Source organism: Proteus sp. Marseille-Q3619 (assembly GCF_965283115.1).
Window position 1 is genome coordinate 1 of record NZ_CBDIMP010000013.1, and the last position, 1068, is coordinate 1068.

Genomic DNA, 1068 nt, shown 5'->3' on the forward strand with positions numbered 1-1068 from the left:
TGATTATATGAATAATATATAAATATAAATTAAATACTTTTATTTTTAATTTTCCAAAAATGGAATAAAGGTAATTGGTATTAATAATTAAAAATTAAGAATAATTTATTTGAGAAAAATAAAAATAGGAAAATAGAAATGAATAAATTTATGACAAATAGATTTATACTAGGTGGGGCATTATGTTTGGATTAGATGCATTTCACTTAGCTAGAATACAATTAAGTTTCTTTCAATCGTATTACAAAGGGCATTTAAGGGTAAGTCATTTGCAGATACACCAAAAGGATCTTCTAATTCTTCAGCTAATGAATCCCAAGATAAAAAAGTATAAGAGATAAAAACTGATACAAACGGTGTCATATAATGGAGATCGGCTACCAAAGCAAAAGGTAATAATGTACAAAATAAATAAACAGTACGTTGCAATATCAAAGTATAAGCAAATGGAACTGGGGTATTTGAGATCCGTTCGCAACCTCCGAGTACATCAGATAAATTATTAATATCTTTATTAATTGATTGAAAAATAACGTCACTTATCACCTTGTTATCTCTCAATTCACCTATTTTTAAACCGATATGTAATAAAATACGATTAGTGGGATAAGGGCTATTCATTATTTCATTAAATAAAGTTCGAGGTAATAGGCGGTAAAGATCAACCATTGGATCTGTTTTTCTTAGCTCGTGTTTTAAGCTCCAACTAAAAGCAATTAATAAATTAGAAAAATCTCGATTAAATTGTTTATCTTCAGGTAATAATGCTTTTATATTTCTTAATATATTACGATGAGTAATTAACATATTACCCCATAGGGTTCTGGCTTCCACAAGCCTGCTATAGCTTGCATTATTTCTGAAACCAAGAAATATTGCGATGGCAATACCGAGTAAACTAAAAGGAGCAACTGTTAAGTGTATTCCTAATTGTTCATACCATTGATAAATCAAAATAGCGATAATTGACATAATAACATTAAGGCATAAACGAAAGATTATTTTTGAAAGCACAGAACCATGCCAATCAAATAACCGAAAGAACCAGTGTTGATTAGGACGAATGAC

1 pseudogene is annotated in these 1068 nt (G+C 28.9%); it reads right to left on the reverse strand.

Annotation, left to right across the window (positions count from 1 at the left end):
- Nucleotides 1-219: 219 nt before the first annotated feature.
- Nucleotides 220-1068 (reverse strand): annotated as a pseudogene (locus ACWPWK_RS19045) (bestrophin family protein); the annotation flags it as partial.